This is a genomic window from Burkholderia sp. AU33423, assembly GCF_002223135.1.
Taxonomy (GTDB): Bacteria; Pseudomonadota; Gammaproteobacteria; order Burkholderiales; family Burkholderiaceae; genus Burkholderia; species Burkholderia lata_D.
Genome location: NZ_NKFH01000010.1, coordinates 349,275 through 374,732, shown reverse-complemented (window position 1 = coordinate 374,732; position 25,458 = coordinate 349,275). Strand labels below are relative to the sequence as shown.

General features: G+C 65.0%; 20 protein-coding genes and 1 pseudogene. 4 read left to right on the top strand and 17 right to left on the bottom strand.

All coding sequences use genetic code 11. The annotated features are described in order from the left end of the window. Positions 1-101 precede the first annotated feature (101 nt). The 6 genes from CFB50_RS36955 to CFB50_RS36930 form a co-directional block, all read right to left on the bottom strand. Entirely contained in the window at positions 102-1,724 is a 1,623-nt protein-coding gene (locus CFB50_RS36955) for a sulfatase (RefSeq protein WP_089449317.1), read from the bottom strand. A gap of 53 nt (positions 1,725-1,777) precedes the next feature. Beyond that, complete coding sequence (locus CFB50_RS36950; RefSeq protein ID WP_235986504.1) at positions 1,778-2,170, bottom strand: BON domain-containing protein; 393 nt, start codon at positions 2,168-2,170, stop codon at positions 1,778-1,780. Between the two features lie 38 nt (positions 2,171-2,208). Further along, positions 2,209-3,246, bottom strand: a complete 1,038-nt coding sequence (locus CFB50_RS36945; RefSeq protein WP_256979416.1) for a porin — start codon at positions 3,244-3,246, stop codon at positions 2,209-2,211. A gap of 161 nt (positions 3,247-3,407) precedes the next feature. After that, on the bottom strand, positions 3,408-4,979 hold the full coding sequence (locus CFB50_RS36940; protein WP_256979415.1) for a sulfatase-like hydrolase/transferase: 1,572 nt from the start codon (positions 4,977-4,979) through the stop codon (positions 3,408-3,410). Then, the gene (locus CFB50_RS36935) at positions 4,927-6,174 is read right to left on the bottom strand and encodes an MFS transporter (protein ID WP_174943853.1); all 1,248 of its coding nucleotides are present in this window, start codon (positions 6,172-6,174) and stop codon (positions 4,927-4,929) included. The genes CFB50_RS36940 and CFB50_RS36935 overlap by 53 nt, the downstream gene beginning before the upstream one ends. Before the next feature lie 162 nt (positions 6,175-6,336). Continuing rightward, positions 6,337-8,517, bottom strand: coding sequence for a beta-glucosidase family protein (locus CFB50_RS36930; protein WP_218829181.1), 2,181 nt, complete (start codon positions 8,515-8,517; stop codon positions 6,337-6,339). Positions 8,518-8,748: 231 nt separating this feature from the next. Here CFB50_RS36930 and CFB50_RS36925 point away from each other — a divergent pair, with 231 nt between their 5' ends. Beyond that, positions 8,749-9,369: a TetR/AcrR family transcriptional regulator gene (locus tag CFB50_RS36925; protein WP_089449313.1), complete on the top strand. Its 621-nt coding sequence runs from the start codon at positions 8,749-8,751 to the stop codon at positions 9,367-9,369. A gap of 42 nt (positions 9,370-9,411) precedes the next feature. Here CFB50_RS36925 and CFB50_RS36920 read toward each other — a convergent pair whose 3' ends face one another. Both CFB50_RS36920 and CFB50_RS36915 read right to left on the bottom strand, forming a co-directional pair. Continuing rightward, on the bottom strand, positions 9,412-10,404 hold the full coding sequence (locus tag CFB50_RS36920) for a formylglycine-generating enzyme family protein (protein ID WP_089449312.1): 993 nt from the start codon (positions 10,402-10,404) through the stop codon (positions 9,412-9,414). A 66-nt stretch (positions 10,405-10,470) separates the two neighbouring features. Continuing rightward, on the bottom strand, positions 10,471-10,860 hold the full coding sequence (locus tag CFB50_RS36915; protein ID WP_144020759.1) for an IS3 family transposase: 390 nt from the start codon (positions 10,858-10,860) through the stop codon (positions 10,471-10,473). 85 nt (positions 10,861-10,945) lie between these two features. Here CFB50_RS36915 and CFB50_RS36910 point away from each other — a divergent pair, with 85 nt between their 5' ends. Next, a complete protein-coding gene (locus tag CFB50_RS36910; protein WP_089449310.1) occupies positions 10,946-11,812 on the top strand; it encodes a DUF2071 domain-containing protein in 867 nt (288 codons plus the stop codon). 8 nt (positions 11,813-11,820) lie between these two features. Here the strand turns inward: CFB50_RS36910 and CFB50_RS36905 are convergent, their stop codons facing one another. Both CFB50_RS36905 and CFB50_RS36900 read right to left on the bottom strand, forming a co-directional pair. Further along, a complete protein-coding gene (locus tag CFB50_RS36905; RefSeq protein WP_441299798.1) occupies positions 11,821-12,771 on the bottom strand; it encodes an ATP-binding protein in 951 nt (316 codons plus the stop codon). A gap of 26 nt (positions 12,772-12,797) precedes the next feature. Next, complete coding sequence (locus CFB50_RS36900; protein WP_089449308.1) at positions 12,798-13,706, bottom strand: DMT family transporter; 909 nt, start codon at positions 13,704-13,706, stop codon at positions 12,798-12,800. Between the two features lie 90 nt (positions 13,707-13,796). On the opposite strand from CFB50_RS36900, the gene CFB50_RS36895 reads away from it, so the two are divergent. Beyond that, a complete protein-coding gene (locus tag CFB50_RS36895) occupies positions 13,797-14,597 on the top strand; it encodes an AraC family transcriptional regulator (RefSeq protein WP_089449307.1) in 801 nt (266 codons plus the stop codon). A 17-nt stretch (positions 14,598-14,614) separates the two neighbouring features. On the opposite strand, the pseudogene CFB50_RS36890 reads toward CFB50_RS36895, so the two are convergent. Beyond that, a pseudogene (locus tag CFB50_RS36890) lies at positions 14,615-15,101 on the bottom strand (anthrone oxygenase family protein). Further along, positions 15,098-15,928, bottom strand: a complete 831-nt coding sequence (locus tag CFB50_RS36885) for an NmrA family transcriptional regulator (RefSeq protein ID WP_089449305.1) — start codon at positions 15,926-15,928, stop codon at positions 15,098-15,100. Before CFB50_RS36885 ends, CFB50_RS36890 begins: the two are co-directional and overlap by 4 nt. 94 nt (positions 15,929-16,022) lie before the next feature. Here CFB50_RS36885 and CFB50_RS36880 point away from each other — a divergent pair, with 94 nt between their 5' ends. Beyond that, the gene (locus CFB50_RS36880; RefSeq protein ID WP_089449304.1) at positions 16,023-16,694 is read left to right on the top strand and encodes a TetR/AcrR family transcriptional regulator; all 672 of its coding nucleotides are present in this window, start codon (positions 16,023-16,025) and stop codon (positions 16,692-16,694) included. A 356-nt stretch (positions 16,695-17,050) separates the two neighbouring features. Here CFB50_RS36880 and CFB50_RS36875 read toward each other — a convergent pair whose 3' ends face one another. From CFB50_RS36875 to CFB50_RS36855, 5 genes are all read right to left on the bottom strand, one after another. Then, a complete protein-coding gene (locus CFB50_RS36875; RefSeq protein WP_089449557.1) occupies positions 17,051-18,988 on the bottom strand; it encodes a collagenase in 1,938 nt (645 codons plus the stop codon). Positions 18,989-19,311: 323 nt separating this feature from the next. After that, positions 19,312-20,166, bottom strand: a complete 855-nt coding sequence (locus tag CFB50_RS36870) for a 3-hydroxybutyryl-CoA dehydrogenase (protein WP_089449303.1) — start codon at positions 20,164-20,166, stop codon at positions 19,312-19,314. 38 nt (positions 20,167-20,204) lie between these two features. Beyond that, positions 20,205-21,398, bottom strand: a complete 1,194-nt coding sequence (gene bktB / locus CFB50_RS36865) for a beta-ketothiolase BktB (RefSeq protein ID WP_089449302.1) — start codon at positions 21,396-21,398, stop codon at positions 20,205-20,207. Between the two features lie 48 nt (positions 21,399-21,446). Next, positions 21,447-23,075 (bottom strand): electron transfer flavoprotein-ubiquinone oxidoreductase, encoded by a 1,629-nt coding sequence (locus CFB50_RS36860; protein WP_373452997.1) that lies wholly within the window; start codon positions 23,073-23,075, stop codon positions 21,447-21,449. 81 nt (positions 23,076-23,156) lie between these two features. Continuing rightward, the gene (locus tag CFB50_RS36855; RefSeq protein ID WP_089449300.1) at positions 23,157-24,947 is read right to left on the bottom strand and encodes an acyl-CoA dehydrogenase; all 1,791 of its coding nucleotides are present in this window, start codon (positions 24,945-24,947) and stop codon (positions 23,157-23,159) included. Positions 24,948-25,458: the final 511 nt, after the last annotated feature.

The window sequence follows — 25,458 nt, the reverse complement described above, 5'->3', positions numbered from 1 at the left end:
GACGGGCTCGCTCTTTCTGACGGACTGCAAGCCCCTCAAGCGGAATGGATGCCCATCGTCACGCAAGCATCGACGAACGGCGGGCGTCCATCCCGCTCCGCTCACCGGTCCGGCACGGCTTCGGCGTTGATGCGCCGGTTCTCCACTTCAGCGCGCATCGCTTGCGCCCGGGCGGCCAGATGCAGACGCAGCGCCTCCGCCCGATCCGCATGGGCACGGGCGAGAAGTTGATCGCAATCGATCGGGCCCGTGGCCGGCAAACCCAGGCGCTCATACTGCTCGTCCGGTGCATGGCTGGCGTGCATCAGGTCGCGTGCAAGCGTCGCCATGCGATGCTCAACGGCGTCGTCGAACAGCGGGTGCGCCTGCCCAGGATCCGCTAGAAGATCGAATAGCAGCGTACCGGCACGATACGAGTATCCAATGGGCTGGCTGACGATCTTCATCATGCTCACGCCTTGCGAAAACGGGAACGGCCCCGCCAGCTCGATATCTTGCAGTTCTTCGACGCGGAACATCTCGCGCATGTGCGTGGGCATCAACGTATATTCATACAGCGGTGCATTGCGGTCCGGATCGGGCCCGGAGCGCATGTACACATAACGCCCGTCCGTCACGTTGACATGTTCGCCATGCATGCCGAACAGTGCCGCTTCCCGGACCGGACGATCCTCGTCGATGGTTTTCCCGAGCGCCACGCCCTGCATGCGCGGTGTCGCCGGCAAGCCGAAGAAATCGAGAAGCGTCGGTGCGATGTCGATCATCTGCACGAGAGACTGGCGCCGAACGCCCGCACGACCGGAGCGGGGATCCCAGATGAACAGCGGCGTATGCGCAAGCTCGTCGAACCAGGGTTGCGCCGTCTTGGCCCACCAGCCGTGTTCTCCCAGCATGTATCCATGGTCCGTGCACACGATGAGCATGGTGTCGCGCCACAGATTCAGTTCGTCCATCAGGTCGAGAACCCGGCCCAGCGAGTGATCGCACATGGAAACGAGCGCGGCATATTCGGCTCGTGCATCCCGGATGTCGTCGTCGGTCTCGTTGTCGGACACGGGACCGTATGGCGGCCAGTCGAAATGCGCGTCCGTATTCTTTCGAGGATAAAGATCACGATACTTCGGATAACTGGTGAAGGGTTCATGGGGATCGAAAGTCTCGATCTGAAGCAACCACGAATCGGCATCGTGATTTTCCCGGATGAACGCCTCGCCTGCATCGAAAGTCAGCGTTTGCGGATGGAGATCTTCGGTCGGGTAGTACTGGCGGTTGATGAAGTCCTGCCGTGCGGCCTTTTCGTTCAGCGCCCCCTTGAGCCGCACCGGCATCGGCGGCCGCCGGATTTGCCCCTTCCACGGGTCGCCCTCCTGCCCGCGGAAGAATTCCCAGCTGCTGTACCGCGTATGATAGGTCGCACCGCCATCTTCCCAGTAGTGCGGATGATCGCTGGCCAGATGCGTATGGATGCCCTTGCGTCGAAGCATGTCCGGCATCGAATCGTCGAACGGTTCGAGCGGCCCCCAGCTTCGATGCAGGAAGTTGTAGCGCCCGGTATGCAATTCCCTGCGGGCAGGGATACACGCCATGCTGCCCACATAGCAGTTGTCGAACGTCGCACTCCGCTCGGCGAGTCGCTGGAAATTCGGCGCCTTTACCCATGTGTTGCCATATGGCGGAAGCATATGCCGATTAAGGCTGTCGTACATCACAAGAATCGCTTTCATGATTCGCTTATTTCGCTCCAGGATTAACGCTCATTTTTTGTACGCTCGGCGCGTCAGTTTCGTGCACGGATGCGAAGCTGGTTGCGCACCTCGCCGACACCCGGCACGCGTTGCGCCGTACCGATCGCCAGCGCGACCTGTTCCGCGTCCATCACATCGCCGGAGAGCGTAACGACGCCCCCGCGCACGAAGATCAGCAAGCGGCTCGCGTCGAGCCGCTTCGTTCGCCCGAGCACACGCGCAACGCGTTTCCTCAACTGGCGATCCGCCGCCTTCTGCGCCTTGGACGGCGCCGCCGCGGGCATTGAAGAAGGCGCCGGCTCCGCCTGCTGCTCCTGCGCGGCCGCGGTCGCGGCCACCAGCGTCAGCACCGTTGCCGCAACCGCCCGGCACATCGTCATTCGAACCTGCATACATCCTCCCCAAAGTATCGATGCGCCGGCCATGCTGCGTCTCGGAGCGCGGCCGCACGTCGAATGTGTGCCTAGAATTGCGTGATCATCCCGATCGAAATACCGGTCACCGCGCGGCCGTCCGGACGAAGATTCAACGCCGACACGTTTGCGGGATCTTTCTTGTACGCACCGGAAAACCCGTTTCGGTCGAATTCGACATAGAGTTCGGAGCGCTTCGACAGAAAGTATTCGACCATGGCATACGTCGTCATCTTCCGGCCGTCGGCACCGGCGACGTTTTTCAGATTGCTGGCGATGTCGTAATAAGTCGCGCCTGTGAACTGCACCGTGGGCGTTACCCGATAGACGAGCCCGACTGCGGGAATATGATCGCGCCGCTTCGCCCCGGTCGCGGCCGCCGCGGAAACCGTCAGCGCGCTATAGCTCAAATACATCCGGGTCGGCCCGAGTTGCCATGTCGCGCCGCCCATTGCCGTCTCCGCCCGCTGCGAGGCACTGGCGTCGTATGACTTCTGATACGCGGCGGCGAGCAGCAGCGTCCGAAACTGGTAGCTGGTTCCGACGGCGAAGTTGGTTCCGGCGAGCGTGCTGCCAGCCACACCGCCCGGCGAATAACTCGCACGCAACGTGAATCCTCCGCTACGCCCGACGTACTTGATCGTATTGTTGAACCGCGCGTCCAGCGTGAAGAAATTGCCGCCCCAGACAATGCCCGGCACGGTGGCCAGCGAAGGGCCATTGGCCTCGTTCGGATCGAGCTGAACGCCGATGTCTTCCGCCGCATTGAGTTGGCGACCCAGCATCACCCGGCCGAATCCGCCCTCGATCCCGACATACGCGCGCTGGGAAAAAAGCGTACTGGACGATTTCATGCCGCCCGTGCCGCTGACGAATCCGCTCTGCAACATGAAGATCGCACGCCATCCCGCGCCCAGGTCCTCCGCGCCGCGCATACCGAACGAGTTGCCCGAAATCGAATTGCTGTCGAACCCGATCTGATGGCCGCCTTTCACCCCATCGGTCCAGCGCACCCCTCCTCCCATCGTTCCGAACAGCGTCACGCTCGACTGCGCGTACGCCCCTCCCGAGATCACCATGGCGATCACCGCTACAGCTCGTTTCCGCACACTCCCCTCCACTTAATCATTAGTTATGTTAAATAATTATCATGAAATTTCACTCGGAAAACTGCCTGGCCAATGCCGCCACCGGCCTGAAGAGCGGAGCGCGGGGGTGTCGGCTTCGACAACCCCGCGCCCCGGCGCCGTCAACGCTCCTGCTGTTCGCGCCACTCTCCGGGGCGCGGCAAATCGACGACCGGGAATCGGGTTCCCTTGCCGGCCGGCAGAACATCCGCTGTCTCGACTTGCCATCTCAACAATGACGCGAGCATGCCGGCTTCGATCTCGGCGTATTCCGGCAGGCCGGCCAGATTCGTGGTCTCGTGCGGATCGGTCGTCCGTCGATACAATTCCGGCGCTTCGTACAATCGCCACACGTAAGTCCATTCAAGCGTGCGAACGACCGCCACCTTGCCAACCGACTCGGGATGTTCCTTTTGCTGCACGCCCTTGATGTCGTACGGGAAGCCGGCATTCTCGAAATGATCGGCTTCGCTGACGAGAAATCCGCCCTCGCTGAACACCTTCTCGCGATGCGCTGCGCCCGTCTCGCGAAGGCACCGTGCGAAGCTGCGCCCGTAGTGCGCGTGCGTGGCCTGGAGACCGGCCAGATCCAGCAAGGTCGGAAACACGTCGATCAGTTCGACCAGTGCGTCTGAAACCGTGCCCGCCACGCCGCGCGTTGATCCGCCCGACACGATCAACGGGTTTCTCAGCAGGCAGTCGTGCACACCGGATGGCCACTTTTCGACGAGACCGAAATCGCCGAGATATTCGCCATGATCGGAGAAGAAGGTGGTGATCAGCCGTTCCGGCTCCGTCGCCTGCCCGGCCGCATTCATGATTCGCCCGACGTGATGGTCGAGTCTCGACACCATCCCGTAATACACGGCACGCAGCTCGCGCCACTGCGCGTCGGTCATGCGATCCCAGCCGTGCGCTTTCGCCAGCGCGTCGACGTAAGCCGGCATGCGTCCGGTTCCGCCGACGCGCTCCGGCACCGCGTCGCGGTCATACATCGAGAACCACGGCTCCTCGGCTTCGAACGGAGGGTGCGGCGCAAAGAGCGGGACATACAGCACCCAGGGTTCTCGCGGCGCATGCTTGAGCCAGTGCTCCGCGGTGCGGACCACCACTTCGTCATATTCGGCATTCGCCTGATCCTGCGAGCGCTGCCCGCGATAGAAGGCGCGCACCATCGGGTCGTTCGGATCGCCCTGCGTCTTGCTGCGCAGAAATTCCGCCGCGCTGCGCCGCGTTTCCTCGGGCAGGAAACCGTGCTCATGCATCGACAACTCGGTCGCGCCGGCGGCAAACGAGTCGCCACGGCCGCCGGCCATGGCGACGTGGTAGCCGTTTTCCTTGAAGACGCGCAGGAAATTGGGTTCATGCGGCCCGAGCAGGTGGCCGAGTGTGCGATGACCGGCCACATGCGGATACAGGCCCGACAGGAACGACACGCGCGACGGCGAACAGACGCTGTGCTGCCCGAACGCCTGCGTAAAGGCCACCCCGTCGGCCGCGAGCCGATCCAGATTCGGCGTCAGGACGGGGGTTGACGGATGCACCGCATGCACGCAGTCGGCACGCAGCTGATCCGCGACAATGACGATGAAATTGGGCTGCTTGGTCATTTCATATCCGATAGTGAAGAGACATTCGAGGTCAACGCACGGCCTTGACAAAGATGATGACGAGCGCACCGAGCGCCGTCGCACAACTCGCCGTCACGAACAACGTGTCGTAACGGATCGCACCTCCGGGTAGCGTCAGCCATGTCACGAGAAGCGACAGGACGAACTGCGGCAGCACGTTCGCGAGATGGAAGACGCCCATGTCTTTTGCCGCGGTATCGGGGTCGGGCAGCACCTCGGTCACCAATGCCAGATCGACGGCCAGATACGCGCCCTGTGCGACGCCGATCCACACGATCACGTACAGCAGTTGCACGAGCGTCGTGCAAGCCAGCAAACCCAGTAGACCGAGCGCCATCCCCAGCCCCGCCACGAGGACGAATATCTTCCGGCGACGCAAACGATCCGACATTCGCCCGAACAGCAACGCACTGACCGTCATGGCCGCCGTGGCAACCAGCAGGCACATGAACATGGCATGAGGCGTTTCCTGTTGCGACAGGCCGATCCGGTCGCGCAAAAAGAACATCAGGTAGTGTTGCAGGCAGCTCACGCCGAACAGCACCAGCGCACGCGACAGCCACGCGACGGCAAAATCCGGGTGCTTGACCGGATTCGTCCAGAAACAGGCCACCAGCCGTTTCCATTGCAACCGTTCAAGATGCCCCTCCTCGAGTCGCCGGTCGTTCGCAAATACGACAAAACACGCTATTGCGGTAAAGGCGAGCGCACCTTGCAGCATGGCGACGGACACGAGATCGGGCGCCAGTTGTCTCACGATCCACACGCCCAGCAGGATGCCGATCGGCGGCGTGAATCCGACAATCGACGAAAAAAATCCGAGCCGCTCGGGTGGCACCTGATCCGGAAGAATCGCATTGAGACCGCTCAGGGTCGCATTGAACGACAGCGCCATCAGCGCCCATCCCAGCGCAAGCTGCGCCGGCGACCGAGCCGTTGCCAGAATCGCCATGGCGCCCAGGCCCGCCACCGCGCCTCCGAAGATCCACGGCTTGCGCATGCCCCACCGGGCGCGAGTGTGATCGCTCAGCACGCCGAAGATCGGTTGCGCGATCGATCCGACAATCGCGCCGACGGCGATCGCCTGGGCCAGCACGGTCGCCTTGGCCGTCGGCGCGATGCGCTCGGCGAGCATCGGCAGGATCATCATCGGATACGGAATCAACGCCAGCCAGACGCCGACGAAGGCCAGCGTCAGCGTAATGCCGAGATGTCCGCGGGATCGCCTGCCGGCCGCCGCAAGCACGAGTTCGTCCATAGTGTCTCCATTGCATCCGATTGGGCACGATAAAATCATCCGATCGGATAAATTATTGAGGCAAGGCGGCCACGTCAACCGCCTATGCCCGGTACGTGAACCCCCTTCCCGCTCCGAAACAGCGCGAACAGATCCAGCGCCATCGGCACATCCGCCTGCTGCTTACCTGCCGAATTCACGATGCTCGAGCCGGACCGTCGCATCGACGACGTGATGCACCGCTGAACGGGCGAGCGCAATCCGATAGTCCCCTTCCCGGATGCGCCACCGCCCCGATGTTTCGTCGAAACAACCGAGCAAGCGTGGATCCGCGATCATGCTCACCCTGACCGACGCGCCGGCACGCAGCCAGACGCGCTCGAAACCGAGCAGGCGCATGCGCATCCCTTCGGCCGCATGGGTCAGATACAGCTGCGGAACGTCGTCGCCGTCGCGCGGGCCCGTATTGGTGACGGTAAAGCTCGCCGTTACCGTGTCGCCACCGCTCACCGCGAAATCGCTGTATGCAAAATCCGTATAGCTCATCCCGTGACCGAACGCGAACATCGGCCGGTTGCCTCGCTGCGCGAACCAGCGGTATCCGACTTCGGCGCCTTCGTCATAGCGAACCTGAATCGGCGTGCCGAGTTCGACATCCGCGCCGGGCAAGCGCGGATGCGGCGTTTGATCGACGCTGACGGGGAACGTGACGGGCAGACGCCCCGAAGGGTTGACTTCCCCCGTCAACACTTCGGCAATCGCCTGTGCGCCGGCCTGCCCCGGGAACCAGGCCTGAACGATGGCGCGCACCTTGTCTCGCCACGGCATCGCGACCGGGTTGCCGGTCTGCAGCACGACGACGACATTCGGATTCACGCGCGCCACCGCATCGATCAAATCATCCTGGCCGTACGGCAACGTCATGTCCGGACAATCGAAACGCTCCCCCTCGTGCCGGATTGCGTTCACGATCACGATTTCGGACTTTGCAGCCAGCGCCACCGCATCGGCAATATGCGCACCGCTGTCGAAATCGATCGTGGTTCCGGGCAGGCGCGCACGCAGCTCGGCAAGTGGCGACGGCCCGGAAAAGCACATCGACGTCGCCCCGAGCAACGGATGGCTTCTGAACGGCACTTCCGCCGCGTACCCGCCGCGCGGCCGGACCTGGCTCGAACCGGAACCCGACAGGACACCAACCTGCGCGAAGCCGCCGATCAGCGCGATCCGTCTCGTGTTCCGGGCGAGCGGCAACATCGCATCACGGTTCTGCAACAAGACGATGCCTTTACGGGCAATCTCCAGTGCCACGTCGTTATGTGCGTTCGCATCGATCGGCTCGGCGGCCGATTGCCGGTCGATGCCCACGGCAAAGTACGAACGCAACATGCGTTGCACCATCTCGCTGATCCGTTCCCGGGGAACACGGCCTTCTTCGAACGCGCGGCACAACGGTTCATTGAACCATTCGCATTCGTCGAGCTGGGCGCCGGAATGCTGGTCCAGGCCCTTGAGCGCGAAATCCCAGCTGTTGACCGCACGCCAGTCGGACATCACCCAGCCCTTGAAACCCATCGCGTCCTTGACGGTGTCCTGCAGGAGCCGCTTGTTACCGCACGCATATTCGCCGTTGACGAGATTGTATGCAGCCATCAACGCGCCGGGCTGGCCATCCTCGATCGCGATCTGGAACGCGAGAAGATCGCTCTCCCGATGCGCGGCCGGATCGATGATCGCATCCAGAAAGAACTTGTTGGTTTCGCTCGCATTGAGCGATACGTGCTTCACCAACGCGACGACCCCTTCGGCCTGCGTACCGGACACCAGGCCGGCACCGAGCTTGCCCGACAGGAGCGGATCTTCCGACACGTATTCGAAATTCCTGCCGTTGCGCACCTCGCGCACCAGGTTGATGCCGCCGCCGAGCGCGACGTTGAAGCCGCGCTCGCGCATTTCCTTGCCGATCAGCGACCCCGCCGCCCGCGCCAGCGCCGGATCGAACGTGGCGCCGAGCGCAAGGCCCGCCGGCAGCGCAGTGGCCGTGTCGTTCGCATCATGGGTCGCCCGCACGCCAAGACTGGTATCGGCAAGCAGCAGCGGCGGAATGCCCAGCCGCGGAACGCCCTGGACATATCCGGCGATGGCGGGAACGTGCGCCGGCACACGCGGTTCGCGCGCGTTCGTGCCGAAGATATGCACCATCAGGCTGTACAACATCGAGAACCGTTCGTCGTCCGTCATGCGGGCTTCGACTTCACGGGCGCGTTCGTCAGGATCGGCAATCGCCGCCATGGGTGAAGGCAAGGAGGATTGAAGCAACGCGTGCGAGGATTCGATGCCGGCGTCACGATCGATAAGCGTCATGGGGGTCGTTTCATTCAATAACTATCCAAGTGGATAATTTATAGATATGCCCACGCCGCCGTCAAGCGCAATGCATATCCATCGCCCCTAGGGCTTTCCCCGACGCCCGTCGAATGCGTTGGCGATCGGGACTGACGGCGCACGCCGCCATGCATGCGGACCCGCCATGGCGTTGCGAACCATTCGGACGAAATGGCACAATCCGGATGACTCGACTCAGGAAACGTTGCGATGCAGATGGTCAGACAGGCTCAGCAGGAACGAAGCGAGCAGACGCGGGCAGAGATCCTGAGCATTGCGCTCGAGCAGTTTTCGACCCACGGCTTCGATGCGGTGAGCGTGCGCGATATCGCTGATACGGCCGGCGTCAATCACGCGATGATTCGCTACTACTTCGGTAGCAAGGAAAATCTGTGGCGGGAAAGCGTGACCTACCTCTTCGACCGCTTCATGGAACAGGCGAAGCCGCCCGGGGCGGATGTGGAGCGGATCTCCGTCGACACCGTGAAGGAATACATCCGGAACTACGTCCGGTATTGCGCGAAGTATCCGGAACACGCACGCCTGATGATGCAGGAAGCCAATCGCGACTCCGAACGATTGAAGTGGATGGCCCAGACGTTCATTCGCCCACGCCACGACCTCACCATTCCGCTGATCGAACAGGTGAGCGCGCAAACGAAGGGGCTCGAAAAGATCGATCCCGTCACGCTCCTGTACATGATCACCGCGATCGCGCAGATCCCGTATCTGCTGACCGCCGAAATCAAATACGCGCACGGCGTCAACGCGATGCGGGAAAAGGCCGTCGAAGCCCATTGCGAAGCCGTGCTGGCGTTCATCTTTCGCTGATGGCCATCCACCGAGCGCGACGGCAGGCCGTCGGGCTCGGCCTTACTTCGGCGCCGGATCGTAAGCCACGCGAAACCCCGTGTGCCCGGCGGAAGTATCCCTGGGCCGCCCTGTGCGGGCCGCGATCCGGTAGCGATAGCAATAGCTTCGATGGCACAGGTATGAGCCGCCTTTCAGCGTGTGCTCCCGATCCGATACCGCCTGTCGATCCCTCGCCTTGCCGGCGCTCGACAACGACCTGACGCGAAACGGATCCGCGCACCACTCCCAGACGTTGCCGCTACAGTTGTAGAGGCCCGCCGAATTCGGCGCAAACGCATCGACCCGCACCGTTCCAAAGGAGCGGTCGCCGCCGCTATACCGATCGGGAAAGCGGCCTTGCCAGATGTTGCAGTAGATCGCGTCTTCCGCCGGCTCCTCGTCTCCCCAGGGAAAACGTCGGGCACCGGGGCCGCCTCGCGCCGCATGCTCCCATTCGGCCTCAGTCGGCAAACGCCCTCCGCACCAGCTGGCAAACGCGGCCGCGTCGTTCCAGGAAACATGGATGACCGGATGCATGCCGCGCCCATCAAGCGACGAAGACGGCCCTTCCGGTGCGGCCCAGTACGCCCCCGGCACCGACCGCCACCAGGGCACGTGCGCCGGCGCCTCGGCAACGCAGTCCGGTTCGAGAAAGGCGTCGAACACGTAGCTCCATCCGAATCGCTCGGCATCCGTTTGATATCCGGTCGCCGAGACGAATTCCGCGAATCGCTCGTTCGTCACGGCATGCCGATCGATACCGAACGACCTCAGATGCACCTTCCGACGCGGCCCCTCGCCGTCCGCCTTGATGACCGGCGCATCGGTGCCCACCCAACTGGCCCCGCCGTCGAACCAGACGGCGCTTTCTCCCCACGCACGCACATTCGCCGGCGCCGCATGCACCAGCCGCTCGGGCTCGGACACCGGGGCCGTAACACCTTCACATGAATTTTCACGCCGCGGCGCGCAACACGCGCGCGCGCCAGCGACCGGTCGATCCGATTCGCTCAAGTCCGTTCTCCTTCATCGGCGTCATTTATCCAATTGGATAAATATTCGCCGCGAGCACGCCCGAGGTCAAGCCGAAAAAATCGACGCAGCCCGCGGAGGAAGAAAATGGCCCGGCGGCAATCGAATGCGGCAACCCGTCAACCGCCGGACAATCTCGATGCGACGTCCACGCCGCACACTTTCGACGCCCATCGCTGTCATCAAACGGCCGACCGTGCACCGCGCGACCTTCACGCCGTCGCACAGCAACGGATGCCAGACCTTGCGCACGCCGACTACGCCATAGTGCTCGTCCCGAACCGACGTGATGAGGGCCTTCAGTGCAACACTTTGAAAGTACATGACGCACTCTGCTTTCGATGGCAAATCGGCACCCGCGTAACGATCGTCGGCCAGTGGCACTTCGTTGCCTGCAACGACTCGGGCGTCACGGCGCTCGTCGCGCAGGTCATCCACGATCTCTGACCGTCACCGGCAGACACTGACAGTTCCGACAGGGGCGCCGCGACGCCTCTTCCACCCGCTTCGCGCCACCGGCACAATGCCGTTCATGCGCCCAGACAACGCCTTTGTTTACCCTTCCGCCGGCCCCATCGGCCGCCTCGCCAACCGGCTCGTCGCGAACCGCCCGCTGCTGCGCGCACGCCGCGCGCTGCTGTCGCGCCTGCCGTTCCTGCAGCTCGCGAGCGAGGTCGAGAACGTCGTGTACTGCACGTGGCTCGTCGATGTCGCCGCGGTCGCCCACCTCGTGCCGCGCGGCGTCACGCTCGCGAGCCGCGACGGCCGCACGCCGTTCACGATCCTCACCTATGCACACCGCCATTTCGGCCCGCGTATCGCGGGCCCGCTGCGACGCGTATTCCCGTCGCCGCTGCAAAGCAACTGGCGGCTTTACGTCGATGCGCTGCCGGGCGGCAGGCCGGCCGATCGCACGGTGCTGTTCGTCAAGAACGTGTTCGACCATCCGCTCTATGCGCTCGGCAGCCGGCTCTTCAGCGACGCGCTGCCGTCGCATCTTGCCGAGCGCTTCACGCATGCCGCGCAGGACGGACGGTATCGAACGCTGCTATCCGGCGGCAGAGGAAGCGCGCCCGATTTCCACTGCTCGGCGGCCCTGTCGGACGACTACACGCTACCCGCGGCGTTCGCGCCTTTCTTCGAAAGCTGGCGCGACGCCATCGCTTACCTCTCGCTGCAGCACGCGGCCGTCGCGCATGTCGCGGACTGCGACGGCCTCGCCCATGCGTCGATCGACCTGCCGATCGACATCGACGCCGTCCGGCCGCTGAAGCCGGTCGAACCGGTCGGCGGCGGCGAGTTCCTCGCGCGCATCGGCGCGACCGGCGAACCGATGTGCTTCGTCGTCCCCGATGTCGCGTTCAAGGTATTGTCGGAACGGGTGTTGTAGCGCCCGGCTCAACTCGTGCGCCACGCGTGCGCGGGTTCGCCCCCGTCGCCCTCGTCCGCGAGCCGCCCCGCATAATCCCGCACGAACTGCGCGGCGATCCGCCCCGACCGCGCACCGCGTTCCAGCGCCCACTGCAGCGCCGGTTCGCGCGCCGCACGAATCTGCTCCGCATCGAACCCGGCCTCGCTCAGCCGGCTGTCGACAACAGCCAGATACGCGTCCTGCGTGAATCCGTAGAACGTCATCCAGATCCCGAATCGCTCGGACAACGAAATCTTCTCCTCCACCGCGTCGTCCGGATGCAGCTCGCCGTTCTCCGCGCGCGACACGTTCGCGTTGTCGCTCGCCTGCTCGGGCATCAGGTGGCGGCGGTTCGACGTCGCGTACACGAGCACGTTCGACAGGTCGCTCGCGACCGAGCCGTCGAGCACCGTCTTCAGTTCCTTGTAGCCGGTCTCGCCCGCCTCGAACGACAGGTCATCGCAGAACACGATGTATCGCTCGGGCCGCGCCCGCACCAGCTCGACGATCGCCGGCAGATCGCTCAACTGCTCCTTGCCGACCTCGATCAGCCGCAGCCCGTGCGGCGCGAACGCATGCAGGCACGCCTTCACGATCGACGACTTCCCGGTGCCGCGCGCGCCGGTCAACAGCACGTGATTCGCCGCGAAGCCGCGCACGAACTGCCGCGTGTTCCGTTCGACGATCGCCACCTGTCGCTCGACGTTGCGCAGCGCATCGAACGCGATGAGCGCGGGCGCCGCGACCGGTTCGAGCGGCGCCGCTCGCGGCCCGCCATCGAGCCCGCGCCAACGGAATGCAACGGCCGCGTCGAAGTCGACGGGTGCCGCCGGCTGGCCGGTGCCTGCCAGCGCTTCGAGCGCGGTGGCAATCCGTTCGAGCTGATGCGCGAGCGCCGGGCCCTCCATGGATGCACGCACGTCCGGCAGCGCGCCCATCAGGTTCTGCAAATCGCGGTCGCCGCTCATTGCCGCACCCCTTGCGATGTGCTCGCCTGGAACGGAAACCGCTGCGCGATCGCGACGCCGACGAGCGCGATTCCGCCGCCGATCAGGTGATACAGCCGCAGCGATTCGCCGAGCAGCACGATCGCGCCGCCGGCCGTCATCACCGGCAACAGGTTCATGAACATCGCGCAGCGGCTCGGGCCGAGCAGCCGCACGCCCTGCATCCACAGATACGGCAGCACCACCGACGCCAGCACGCCCGCATACAGGATCAGCGGCACGCTCGCACGCGTCGGCCACGCCGCCTGCGCGGGCAAGCGCAGCAGCATCGGCACCATGAAGACGAGCGCGGCGAGCGCCTGCACGTAGGTCGACTGCCACGCCGGCAGCGCACCGATACGCCAGCGCTTGAGCAGAACACCGTACAGCGCATACGCGGCCGACGCGGCCAGCATCAGCAGGTCGCCCGCATGCACGCCACGCGCGGCGATCGTCGTCGGATGCCCCTCGGCGATCAGGTAGACCACGCCCGCGAGCGACAGCACCCCGCCGCCCACCATGCCCGCGCCCGGCGCATCGCCGATCAGCAGCGCGCTGAGCAGCATCGTCATCAGCGGCACGAGCGCCGTGATGATCGCCATGTTGGTCGCGCTCGTCGTTTTCGCGGCCTCGTAGGACAGGCTCTGGAACAGCGCCATCGCGAGAAAGCCGAGCACCGCGAGCTTCGGCAGGTGCGCGACGAGCACCGCGCGATTGCGCCACGCGGAGCGCAGCGTGAACACGCTCATCAGCGCGACGGCGAGCAGCAGCCGGTAGAAGGTGATCGCCGACGGGTCGATCGTCGATGCCGACAGCTTCGACACGACCACGTTGCCGGCCCACAGCGCGATCGCGCAGAAGGGAAACAGAAAAGGAGACTTGTTCATCGCATTCGACGGATTAATATCCTGACAGGGGTCTGGCGTGGATGGGAACGCCATCGTGCCCGCCCGCCCAACTGCCTGTCTCACGCCAAAATGTCACGACTTGTCGCCAATCGGACACTCGAGTCCACTCCGCCCGGTGCCCACCTGCGCTTCGAATCGACGCCGATGCCCGTATCGGCGATGGCGGCGACGTACACGCACGGCACGTCGATCGCGCCGCACCGGCATCGCCGCGCGCAGCTGCTCTATGCAATCGAGGGCGTGATGCACGTGCAGTCCGAAGGCGCGTCGTGGGTCGTGCCGCCGACGCGCGGCGTGTGGCTCGAAGCCGGTCTCGACCACACGGTGCAGATGAGCGGCGACGTGCAGATGCGCACCGTGTTCGTCGAACCGGGCGCGGTCGAGCACCTGCCCGCGCGGAGCTGCGTCGTGGAAGTGCATCCGCTGCTGCGCGAGCTGATCCTCGCCGCAGTGGACGTGCCGCTCGACTATGCGCCGGGCTCGCGCCACGATCACCTGATGCACCTGCTGCTCGCCGAGGTGACGGTCGCGCCGCTGCTGCCGCTGTACCTGCCGTGGCCGCACGACCCGCGCCTGCGCACGATCTGCGACGCGCTCGTCGCCGCGCCCGACGACACGCGCACGATCGCAGAATGGGGCGACCTGCTCGGCCTGTCGGTCCGCACGCTCCATCGCGCGTTCCAGCGCGAGACGGGGCTCAGCTTCCGCCGCTGGCGCGAACAGGCGCGGCTGCTGCTCGCGCTCAAGCGTCTCGCGCACGGCGAGAAGGTGTTGACCGTCGCGATGGATCACGGCTACAGCAGCCAGAGCGCGTTTTCCGCGATGTTCAAGCGACATTTCGGCGTGTCGCCGTCGGCGTTTTATGCGTAGCGCATATCTCGCCCCCACTACCGCGCCGCGATCCCCGCGATGAAAAACACGCACGCGGCTGCCGACGCCACCGTGCGCACGTGATTCCACATCGTCCAGTCGTGCACGTAGCGCGTCCACAGCGCCGCGCCCTGCGCGGTCGACGGATCGGCCGCGGCGAGCGCCTCGTTGAGCGGCACGTTGACGGCCATCGTCACCGCGAACATCCCGAACACGTACAGCACGCCGCCGGCGACCGCCAGCATCGCGCCCGGCTGCTCGCGATTGAACAGCGCGAGCACGACCAGTGCGAGCGCCATCAGCGTCGTGACGAGGAACAGCGGCACGAACGGCGAACGCACGATGTCGACGTTGATCGCGTTCATCGCGGCCACGCCGGCCTGCGGCGCGATCCGTCCGAGGGACGTCATCACGAACGTCGAGAACGCGAAATACACACCGGCCATCAGCCCGCAGCCGATGGCCGAGCCCCACCAGCAAGGCGGCGGTCATGAGCGCGATCATGATCGTGCGCTCCACACGCCGGTGGCGACCGTCGCGCGCGCATAGTCGGCGAAATCGCGCGCCGGCCGCCCGAGCGTCGCTTCGATGCCGTGCGTCACCGCGCTGTTGCGCCCGTCAAGCACCACGCTGAACAGATCGTCGAGCAGCGCGACGACCGGCTCCGGCACGCCGACCGCGCGCAATCCGGCGACGAACGCATCGGCCGGAATCTCGCGATAGACGACCGGCCGGCCCGCGGCCCGTGCGATTTCGCCGACCGCTTCGGCGAACGTCAGCGCGCACGGGCCCGTGACCTCGATCACGCGGTTCGCGAAGCGCGCATCGGTGAGTGCGGCCACGGCGACGTCCGCGATGTCGTCCGCGTCGACAAACGGCTCGCGCACCGCGCCGGCCGGCAGCGCGACTTCGCCGGCCAGCACGCCGTCGATCAGGTAGCCCTCGGAGAAGTTCTGGTTGAACCAGCTCGCGCGCACCACGCCCCAATCCACGCCCGACGCCTGCAGCGCGGCCTCGGCGGCCTGCGCGCGGGGCTCGCCGCGCCCGGACAGCAGCACCACGCGCTCGACACCGCTTTCCAGTGCAAGCCGTGAGAATGCGGCGATCGCGTCCACAGCGCCTTCGACGGCCAGGTCGGGCTGGTAGGTCACGTACGCGGCCGATACGCCGTCGAGCGCGGCCGGCCACGTGTCGGGCACCGTCCAGTCGAAGCGGACGGCCGACGTGCGCGACACGGGCCGGGTCGCGATGCCGCGCGCACGCAGCCGGGCATCGACGCGGGCGCCCGTCTTGCCCGAACCGCCGACGATGAGGGTGGGAAGTGCCGACATGACCGTCTCCTTGGACTAAAATGCGAGAATGTCTCGCGTTTCAAAAACACGATATACTCTCGCATTAGCAAGGTCAAGTTTTTCTGGAGGCGGCATGGGCCGACAAAAATCGGGGCAGAACGATGGGCCCGCCGCGACAGCGGACACGGCGGATACGCCGGCACGTGCACGTCTGGTGCCGACGCAGCAGCGCAGCCGCGAGCGGTTCGAGCGCATCCTCGCATGCGCGTCGGAGGTGATGATCGAGAAAGGCTGCGATGCGTTCCGGATGAGCGACATCGTCGAACGCACGGGCATCTCGTTCGGTTCGCTGTACCAGTATTTTCCGGACAAGGCGGCCGTAATCGGCACGCTCGCGGAGCGCTACAACGAAGCCGGCCACGTCTGCGTGCGACGCGACCTCGCGACGATGAAGACGCTCGACGACCTGCACGCCACGCTCACCCGCATCACGGACAGCTACTACCGGATGTTCGTCGACGAGCCGCTGATGCGCGACATCTGGCGGGCCACGCAGGCCGACCGCGCGTTGCAGGCACTCGACCGGGCAGACGGGGAATTCCTGGCGGGGTTGTTCGCGGATGCGCTGGGCGAAGTGGCGCCCGACACCCCGCATGCGCAACGGAGCGCATTCGCCGAGCTGATGATGATCCAGATCGCGGCGGCCGTGCGCCATGCGATCACGCTGCCGCCGAAGGCGGCGCAGCAGATGCTCGCGATGTTCAAGCGTGCGCTGCCGCGAGATCTGTCGGTGCTGGGCGCGTAGTCGTGTCGAACGAAGTCCGCGGCCGGCACCGACTTCACACCGCGCCTGCCGGACACGCGATCCGCCGAAGGCAAACCGGCCCGACGTTCGTCACGGCATGACTGGCGGATGGTAGCTGAGCGTGCTCGCAAGAGCCCAGAGCATGAAAATCACCAGCGGCAAATGCACCGCCAGCTGCGTGAACGTGAACCCGACGATGGAAGAAAAGCGCGCGATAGACGCGCGCGATGCCGATGGTGCGTGACTGACATCCGGGAAACGCAACCGTTCGAGCCGGCCGGCACCGGAGCGCCCGGGCAGAGCGGGTGTGACGATCGGCGGCCGACGCCCGATCACGCGGCGCCGGCCCGTGCCGATCAGCGCTTCGCCGGCACCGGCGGCTCGCCCGCCGTCGTCGCGCTGCGCGCCCAGTCGGCAAACTCGGTGTCGTAGCGATTGCCGATGTACGCGACATAGTTCGCGTAGCCGTCGTAATCGCCCACCCGGAAGCGGGACACGATCGTATCGACGTCCGCGCGATGGCGCTCGAACATGAAGCGCGTCGCCATGTAGCCCCACCGGTACGCGCGCGCGACGTAGTCGCTCGACGCGTAACGCGTGCCGAGCACGTCAGAGAACCGGTACGTGCCCGTGCGCACCGCGTCGATCGACTCCGGGTTGTCGTTCTTTCTCGATAGATACTCGGCGACGCCTTCGATCCACCACACGGTCGGCTTCGCGGTGCTCACCGAGAAGTCGCCCGCCATGTCGTAGCGGCCGTCGAGATAGTGCGTGAACTCGTGCTCGAGGTTCCACACCTTGAACTCGGGCCGCAGCCACGATGCCTCGTGCGCGATGAAGCGCGCCTGATTGCCGGGCGCGGACGGATCGCCCTCGAGATACATGCCGCCGTTATCGGTGCTGATGCCGTAGATCACCGACGCGTATTTTCGATAGTTCGCGTAGTCATCGAAAATGACGAGTTCGATCGTGTCGTTGCGATCGTCCGCGACCGGCTTGCGCCCGGTCTTCATCATCCGGTGGAAGTAGTCGTCCTGCCGTGCGACCGCCGTGCAGACCGACTGCAGCTGCGGCATCGTCATGTCCTGCGCGAGAATGCGCACGCCCGCATTGCATGCGTAGCGATTCGAGAGCACCGCGTCGGTCAGCCGCTTCTTGTAGTCGCAGGTGCCGTAGTCCGCGCAGTTGCCCGGATCGCCGTAGTCGACCGCTTCCGCCGCCGCGAGCCAGAGGTCGCTGTCCGCGCCCGTCATGCTCGTCGACGCGAGCATGTCCTGGATCATTTTCTTCACGCGCGGCTTCTGCGCCGGATAGCGGAGGAAGCGAAACGTTTCGCGGGCCGCGTCAGCCAGCTGATAGGCGGCGCTCGTGTTCGACAGGCTCGCGCGGTTCGCGGTGACGAAGCGGTTGAGCGTCTCCGGGAGCGTCGCATCGCTGTCGAGTATCGGTTGCGCGCCGCTGCGCTGGTGCGCGTAGAAGAACACCGTGAGCAAGCCGGTGAAGCCGCCCGCCGCACTGCGCTGCAGCAGCGGCGCCGCTGCCTGCGGATTCGCCGCGCTCACGGTGTAGGACGCGATGCGGTTCTTCAGCGTCGGCAGGTAGTACGCTTCGTCCCGCATGTTCGTGATGAGCTTCATCAGTTCGTTCGCGGTGCTCGGCGCACGCGAATTGTCGCGATAGAGCGCATCACCCTCCAGGCTTTGCTTGATATACGGGCGCAGCGACACCGCGAGATTCGGAATCGGGTTCGCCATGCCCGATACATCATATTGGTAATAAGCGGCACGCAGATAAATCAGCAAATTGACCAGGATCAAATTGCTCGCATCATATTTATAGATTTCCTGCACGAAACGACCCGCGACAGCGTGCACGTTTTCCGCATTGAAGATCTGTGTGGCCTGCGCTTTATCGACCGAGAACAGGCCGTAATGGCATTCGTAATCGGGAAGATTCGCGATGTAATCGGCGAGTGCCGCGCCGCGATACTGGGTCATCACCGACATGTCGCGGCAATCAGCGCCCGACGTGCTGCGCTTGCTGCGCGTGGCCGGCTGCTTGAGCGGCGAAGGCCTGGTCAGCGCTGCGCGATCCTGCTCGCTGAGCGGCAGGTTGTACTGCGCCTGCTCCGGCGACACCGGCAGATTCTGCGGCACGCGAGGCATGCGCGCCTGCCTGGGTTGCGTCTGCTGCGCCGGCTCGGTATTGGCCGATGCGGTGCCGGCCAGTCCGGCGAATGCCGCACACGCGACGATGACCGACCAGCAGCGTTTTTTTTGAAACCCCTCGTTTATTGCCACTTTATTTTCTCTCGGTTGTTTTTGGGCAACCAAGATATAACATTACATATTGAAACGTCAATTTAATCCACAGGAAAGATATCGTATTTAATTAGTTAAACTATTTTAAAATTAAAATCGAATCGAGAAACAATTCAACCGGCCGGCACGGCCCGCTTATATCCGGTCGCGAGACAACGCGCATGCGTCACTGCCCTGCGGACAGGATTCGGCGAGCCACTTCCACAAATGAAAAACGCGGGTGGCGAACCGCACCGGATGAACGACACCATCCGGCACGACTCGCCACCCGCGTTGAAGCTTTTCCAGCCCTCTGCTTACTTGCTGTAGTCGTACACCCCACGCCCGGTCTTCCGCCCGAGCCTGCCAGCCGTCACCATCTCGCGCAGCAGCGGGCACGCGCGATACTTCGGATCGCCGAAGTCCTTCACGAACACGTCCATCACCGCGAGACACACGTCGAGGCCGACGAGGTCGGCCAGCGCGAGCGGCCCGATCGGGTGGTTCGCGCCGAGCTTCATCCCCGCGTCGATCTCCTCGGCCGACGCGATGCCTTCCGCCAGCACGAAGAACGCCTCGTTGATCATCGGCACGAGAATCCGGTTCACGACGAAGCCCGGCGAATTGCGCACGCCGATCGGCGACTTGTCGAAACGCTCGGTCAGCTCACGCACCGCCGACGCGGTCGCGTCGCTCGTCTGCAGCCCGCGGATGATCTCGACGAGCGGCATCAGCGGCACCGGGTTGAAGAAGTGCATGCCGACGAAGCGCGCCGGATCGGCGAGCGGCGCCGCGAGCGCGGTGATCGAGATCGACGACGTGTTGGTCGCGATGATCGCTTCGGGCCGCGCGACGGCCTCGATCTGCTTCAGGATGCGGCCCTTCAGCTCGACGTTCTCGGTCGCGGCTTCGATCACGATATCGGCCGCTGCGAGCTTCGCGTAGTCGGTCGACGTCGTGATGCGTGCCAGCGCCGCATCGCGCGTGGCGGCTTCGAGCTTGTCCTTCGACACGAGCCGCTCGAGGCTGCCCTTCAGCGTCGCGATGCCCTTTTCGAGCGCCGCGTCGCTGACGTCGATCATCACGACGTTGAGACCCGCAACGGCGGCGGTCTGCGCAATGCCGTTGCCCATGGTTCCGGCGCCCACGACGCCGACAATTTCGATGGCCATGAAATTTCCTGTGTGTTCGGGTGCTGAGCGCTCGATTATCAGATGTTCTCGAAGATCGCAGCAATCCCCTGGCCGCCGCCGATACACATCGTCACGAGCGCGTAACGCCCGCCGATGCGCTTCAGTTCGTACAGCGCCTTGACCGTGATCAGCGCGCCGGTCGCGCCGATCGGGTGACCGAGCGAGATACCCGAGCCGTTCGGGTTGACCTTCGCCGGATCGAGGCCGAGCTCCTGCGTGACGGCGCACGCCTGGGCCGCGAATGCCTCGTTCGCCTCGATCACGTCGAGATCGCTGATCTTCAGGCCCGCGCGTTCGAGCGCCTTCTGCGTGGCCGGCACCGGGCCGATGCCCATGTACGCCGGATCGACACCCGCGTGCGCATACGCGACGAGGCGGGCGAGCGGCTTCACGCCCTGCGCGCGCGCGGCGTCGGCGCTCATCATCAGCACGGCCGCGGCCGCATCGTTGATGCCCGACGCGTTGCCGGCCGTCACGGTGCCGTTTTCCTTCGCGAACACCGGGCGCAGCTTCGTGAAATCGTCCGCACTTGCGTCGTGACGCACGTGCTCGTCGGTGTCGAACGCGACCTCGCCCTTCTTCGTGCGGATCGAGATCGGCAGGATCTGATCCTTGAAGCGCCCTTCCGCGATCGCGCGCGCCGCGCGACGATGCGATTCGAGCGCCAGCGCATCCTGCGCGTCGCGCGAGATGCCGTACTTCGCCGCGACGTTCTCGGCCGTCACGCCCATGTGGATCGTCTGGAACGGGTCGTGCAGCGCGCCGAGCATCATGTCGACGAGCTTGCCGTCACCCATGCGCTGGCCGAAGCGCGCGGCCGGCACGGTGTACGGGGCGCGGCTCATGCTTTCCGAGCCGCCGCCGATCGCGATGTCGGCATCGCCGAGCATGATCGTCTGCGCGGCCGACACGATCGCCTGCAGGCCCGAACCGCACAGGCGGTTCACGGTCAGCGCGGGCGTGTGCTGCGCCACGCCGCCGTTGATCGCCGCGACGCGCGCGAGATACATGTCCTTCGGCTCGGTGTTCACGACGTGGCCGAACACGACATGCCCGACTGCGTCGCCCGACACGTTCGCACGCGACAGCACTTCGGCAACCACCTTCGCACCGAGGTCGGTCGGCGCGAAATCCTTCAGGCTGCCGCCGAAATCACCGATCGCGGTACGGACACCGCTCACCACCACGACTTCTTTCGCTGCATTGCTCATCGTCTCACTCCGGTTCGTTCGCGCCCGCAGGCGCGGGGATGCGTTGCGTTACATGTTCGGGTAGTTCGGCCCGCCGCCGCCTTCCGGCGTGACCCACACGATGTTCTGCGTCGGGTCCTTGATGTCGCAGGTCTTGCAGTGCACGCAGTTCTGCGCGTTGATCACCAGGCGATCGCTGCCGTCGTCGTTCTTCACGAATTCGTACACGGCCGCCGGGCAGAAACGCCCCTCCGGCCCCGCGTACGTGCGCAGGTTCACGTTCACCGGCACGTTCGCATCCTTCAACGTCAGGTGCGCCGGCTGGTTTTCCTCGTGGTTCGTGTTCGAGATGAACACCGACGAGAGGCGATCGAACGTCAGCTTGCCGTCCGGCTTCGGATACTCGATCGGCTGGCATTGCGACGCCGGCTTCAGCATCTCGTGGTCCGCATGCTTGTGATGCAGCGTCCACGGTACGTTGCCGCCCATCACCTTCTGCTCGAGCCCGACCATCAGCGTGCCGAGGTACAGCCCCTTGGCCATCCACTGCTTGAAGTTGCGCGCGCGGTACAGCTCCGTGTACAGCCACGACTGCTTGAAGGCGTCCGGGTATGCGTTGAGCTCGTCCGACTGGCGGCCGGCCTGCACCGCGTCGAATGCCGCGTCGGCTGCCAGCATGCCGGTCTTGATCGCCGCGTGGCTGCCCTTGATCCGCGACGCGTTCAGGAAGCCCGCGTCGTCGCCGATCAGCGCGCCGCCCGGGAATACCGTCTTCGGCAGCGACAGCAGGCCGCCGGCCGTGATCGCACGCGCGCCGTACGACACGCGCTTGCCGCCTTCGAGGAACGCGCGGATCGACGGGTGCGTCTTGTAACGCTGGAATTCCTCGAACGGCGACAGGTACGGATTCGTGTAGCCGAGGCCCACCACGAAGCCGACCACGACCTGGTTGTTGTCCATGTGATACAGGAACGAGCCGCCGTAGGTGTCCGACTTCAGCGGCCAGCCGGCCGTGTGGATCACGAGGCCCGGCTTGTGCTTCGCCGGATCGATTTCCCACAGCTCCTTGATGCCGATCCCGTAGGCCTGCGGATCGGCGTTCGCGTCGAGCTTGAACTTCGAGATCAGCTGGCGGCCGAGATGGCCACGGCAGCCTTCGGCGAACAGCGTGTACTTCGCGTGCAGCTCCATGCCGAGCTGGAAGTTCTCGGTCGGCTCGCCGTCCTTGCCCACGCCCATGTTGCCGGTCGCGACGCCCTTCACCGAGCCGTCGTCGTTGTACAGGATTTCGGCAGCCGGGAAGCCCGGAAAGATCTCGACGCCGAGCGCCTCGGCCTGTGCCCCAAGCCAGCGCGTGACGTTGCCCAGCGAAATCACGTAGTTGCCGTGGTTCTGGAAGTTGGCGGGCAGCGCCCAGTTCGGTGTCGTGACCGCGCTCTTCTCGGAAAGAAACAGGAAGCGGTCTTCCGTCACCTCGACGTCGAGCGGCGCGCCGCGTTCCTTCCAGTCGGGGAACAGTTCGGTGATCGCGCGCGGGTCCATCACCGCGCCCGACAGGATGTGCGCGCCGATCTCGGAACCCTTCTCGAGCACGCACACGCCGATCTCGGTGCCTTTCTCGGCGGCCAGCTGCTTGAGCCGGATCGCCGCCGACAGCCCGGCCGGGCCGCCGCCGACGATCACGACGTCGTATTCCATCGATTCGCGCGGGCCGTACTGCGCGAGCAAGTCCTGTGTGGTCAAAATCCTGTCTCCTCCTGCGTCCCGACCGTCAGTCGGTCAGAACTGATCTTCCGTCAACGCGAGCACGCCCTCGTTGCCCTTCGTGCCGACGATCGACGCTTCAAATGCGCCCGCCTGCACCAGCACGTGCTCCGCATAGCATTGCGCGATCGCGATCTTCGCATCGAAGAACGCCGGGTCGCTCGCGCGGTTCGCGTGCGCCGCCACCAGCGCGCGGCCCATCTGCCACCCGCACAGCACCACGCCCGCCAGCTTCAGGTACGGCACGCTGCCCGCGAACACCGCGTTCGGGTCCTGCTTCACGTTCGCCACCACGTAATCGACCACCGACGACAGCGCCTTCGCGCCCTTCTCCAGCTGCGCCTTCACCGAGGCGGCCGCCGCGCCGTCCAGCTTGCCCAGCGCCGCCACCGTGTCGCCGATCTCCGCGATCAGCGCCTTCGCCACCGCGCCGCCGTCGCGCATCGTCTTGCGGCCCACCAGGTCGTTCGCCTGGATCGCCGTCGTGCCTTCGTAGATCGCCAGGATACGTGCATCGCGGTAATACTGCGCCGCGCCCGTCTCCTCGATGAAGCCCATCCCGCCGTGCACCTGCACGCCCAGGCTCGCCACGTCGTTCACCATCTCCGTGCTCCAGCCCTTCACCACCGGCACCAGATACTCGTAGATTGCCTGATGACGGGCCCGCGTCGCCTCGTCCGAATGGCGGTGGGCAATGTCGCTGTGCGCGGCGGCCACGTAGGCCAATGCCCGCGCGCCTTCGGTCAGCGCGCGCATCGTGCCGAGCATGCGGCGCACGTCCGGGTGATGGATGATCGTCACCGACTGCTTGGCCGAACCGTCCACCGGGCGGCTCTGCACGCGTTCCTTCGCGAATTCCGCGGCCTTCTGGTACGCACGGTCGGCCACGCCGATGCCCTGCATCCCGACGCCGAAGCGCGCCGCGTTCATCATGATGAACATGTATTCGAGGCCGCGGTTTTCCTCGCCGACCAGGTAGCCGATCGCGCCGCCGTGGTCGCCGTACTGCAGCACCGCCGTCGGGCTCGCCTTGATCCCGAGCTTGTGCTCGATCGACACGCAATGCACGTCGTTGCGCGCGCCGAGCGAGCCGTCGTCGTTGACCAGGAACTTCGGCACGATGAACAGCGAGATGCCCTTCACGCCTTCCGGCGCGTTCGGCGTGCGCGCCAGCACCAGGTGGACGATGTTGTCCGCCATGTCGTGCTCGCCCCACGTGATGAAGATCTTCGTGCCGAACACCTTGTACGTGCCGTCGCCCTGCGGCTCGGCGCGCGAGCGCACCAGCGCGAGGTCGGAGCCCGCCTGCGGCTCGGTCAGGTTCATCGTGCCGGTCCATTCGCCGGAGATCAGCTTCGGCACGTAGCGTTGCTTCTGTTCATCGGTACCGGCCGTCAGCAGCGCTTCGATCGCGCCGTCGGTGAGCAGCGGACAGAGCGCGAACGACAGGTTCGACGCGTTCAGCATCTCGATGCACGGCGTCGCGATCAGCTTCGGCAGCCCCTGGCCGTCGTATTCGGACGGATGCTGCAGCCCCTGCCAGCCGCCTTCGACGAACTGGCGGAATGCTTCGCCGAAACCCGGCGTCGCGGTTACGACGCCGTCCTTCAAGCTGCTCGGGTTGCGGTCGCCTTCGACGTTCAGCGGGGCCAGCACCTCGCCGCAGAATTTCGCGGATTCGTCGAGCACGGCTTGCGCCGTGTCGTAACCGGCATCCTCGAAGCCCGGCAACTGCGCAACGGCGTCGATGCCGGCCAGTTCCTTCAGCACGAACAGCATGTCCTTGACGGGGGCGTGATAGCTCATGGTCGATGTTCCAATCAGACGATATATGAGGGGCGCGATGGGGCGAGAGGCGGGAAACCGGCTCAGGCCCGGGCGACGACGTGAGGCATCGTAATCCTAGGGCGGGCGATTCTTATTGTCATATCCGGCCCATGTGGTGACAAAATCGGCCACGGGATTTTGGGGTTGAGCGGGGAGAGGCTGGCTGGGTGGGGGTTTGGGGGAAAGTAGGTTTGGTGGTTTTGGGAATGGGGCGAGCAATTGCCATGCCGCGCGGGGTGGTCCGGGGCCAGGTTGGGCAGCGCCTCGGGCGTCGGGCTCACTTATTCCGCGGCATGTGTGCCGCGCTGGCGGGCGATTGCGGCCCGGCGGAACACCGCGAAATCGCCACCGGCTCTCATTGCGGTCGAACACGCGGCGATGATGCTCGCCCCACTCGATCACGGACATGAGGGACGCGTGAAACGTATATAGGGATACGCCGAGATAGTCGTCGCGTGTTTCATCGACCCGCGTTTCGCCGACGTCGATG

Excerpts from the sequence above, each read along its gene's own strand:
- CFB50_RS36955 (WP_089449317.1), bottom strand. The coding sequence starts at position 1,724 with ATGAAAGCGATTCTTGTGATGTACGACAGCCTTAATCGGCATATGCTT.
- CFB50_RS36950 (WP_235986504.1), bottom strand. The coding sequence starts at position 2,170 with ATGGCCGGCGCATCGATACTTTGGGGAGGATGTATGCAGGTTCGAATG.
- CFB50_RS36935 (WP_174943853.1), bottom strand. The coding sequence starts at position 6,174 with ATGGACGAACTCGTGCTTGCGGCGGCCGGCAGGCGATCCCGCGGACAT.
- CFB50_RS36930 (WP_218829181.1), bottom strand. The coding sequence starts at position 8,517 with ATGACGCTTATCGATCGTGACGCCGGCATCGAATCCTCGCACGCGTTG.
- CFB50_RS36925 (WP_089449313.1), top strand. The coding sequence starts at position 8,749 with ATGCAGATGGTCAGACAGGCTCAGCAGGAACGAAGCGAGCAGACGCGG.
- CFB50_RS36910 (WP_089449310.1), top strand. The coding sequence starts at position 10,946 with ATGCCGTTCATGCGCCCAGACAACGCCTTTGTTTACCCTTCCGCCGGC.
- CFB50_RS36905 (WP_441299798.1), bottom strand. The coding sequence starts at position 12,771 with ATGGGCGCGCTGCCGGACGTGCGTGCATCCATGGAGGGCCCGGCGCTC.
- CFB50_RS36900 (WP_089449308.1), bottom strand. The coding sequence starts at position 13,706 with ATGAACAAGTCTCCTTTTCTGTTTCCCTTCTGCGCGATCGCGCTGTGG.
- CFB50_RS36895 (WP_089449307.1), top strand. The coding sequence starts at position 13,797 with ATGTCACGACTTGTCGCCAATCGGACACTCGAGTCCACTCCGCCCGGT.
- CFB50_RS36885 (WP_089449305.1), bottom strand. The coding sequence starts at position 15,928 with ATGTCGGCACTTCCCACCCTCATCGTCGGCGGTTCGGGCAAGACGGGC.
- CFB50_RS36880 (WP_089449304.1), top strand. The coding sequence starts at position 16,023 with ATGGGCCGACAAAAATCGGGGCAGAACGATGGGCCCGCCGCGACAGCG.
- CFB50_RS36870 (WP_089449303.1), bottom strand. The coding sequence starts at position 20,166 with ATGGCCATCGAAATTGTCGGCGTCGTGGGCGCCGGAACCATGGGCAAC.
- bktB (WP_089449302.1), bottom strand. The coding sequence starts at position 21,398 with ATGAGCAATGCAGCGAAAGAAGTCGTGGTGGTGAGCGGTGTCCGTACC.
- CFB50_RS36860 (WP_373452997.1), bottom strand. The coding sequence starts at position 23,075 with ATGGAATACGACGTCGTGATCGTCGGCGGCGGCCCGGCCGGGCTGTCG.
- CFB50_RS36855 (WP_089449300.1), bottom strand. The coding sequence starts at position 24,947 with ATGAGCTATCACGCCCCCGTCAAGGACATGCTGTTCGTGCTGAAGGAA.